Annotated in this window: 1 protein-coding gene and 1 pseudogene; one reads left to right on the top strand and one right to left on the bottom strand. The window is 55.4% G+C overall.

Going from position 1 to position 671, the window contains the following annotated elements:
- Nucleotides 1-409: pseudogene (locus tag J5224_RS33200) on the top strand (outer membrane permeability protein SanA); the annotation flags it as partial.
- Nucleotides 410-423: 14 nt separating this feature from the next.
- On the opposite strand, the gene J5224_RS33205 reads toward J5224_RS33200, so the two are convergent.
- Nucleotides 424-671, bottom strand: a 248-nt coding sequence (locus J5224_RS33205) for a DUF418 domain-containing protein (protein ID WP_264629155.1), incomplete at its 5' end; no start/stop codon positions are given.

A 671-nucleotide genomic window follows, 5' to 3' on the forward strand; every position in this document is an offset into this window, starting at 1 on the left:
GTTCCGAACCCTGGACTCGATTGTGCGCACGCGCAAAGTGTTTGATACCAACGATTTCACGATTATTACCCAACGCTTCCACTGTGAACGGGCGCTGTTTATCGCCATGCATATGGGCATTCAGGCACAGTGTTATGCGGTGCCTTCGCCGAAAAACATGATGACAATCCGGCTGCGTGAAGTGGGTGCCCGGCTTGGTACGCTGTTCGATCTCTACATTCTCAAACGCGAACCCCGCTTTCTGGGGCCGCTGGTACCGATCCCGGCGGAGCACAAAATTGCCAAGGATGAACCTGATTATCCCGCCGTACCGCCCGAATTGCTTAGCACGTTAGACAACCCACCGGCAGAAAAAGAGCATGACGCTAGCGCCGACGCCAACGGTAACTCGGCACCGCAACAACCGTAATGCGGGTGACCGGATTAGCGCGAAGGCCCGGCAATCAGCCTGGTTAAGCGTCGCCATCCCCACTCCAGTGGGCCTTGTTCGAAATGACGCAGCCAGTAATGTGCCGCCAAGCCGTTAATCAACCAGATAAACGGCACGATGCCCAGCAATTGCAAACGGTCGAACTGCATAAAACCGCCCCAGTGATAAAAGAGCTGGGTGCAGATCAGCGTCTGCAACAGATAGCTGCTCAACGCCATCCGTCCCATGTCTCCTATCCAGG

Source organism: Candidatus Symbiopectobacterium sp. NZEC135 (genome assembly GCF_025962695.1).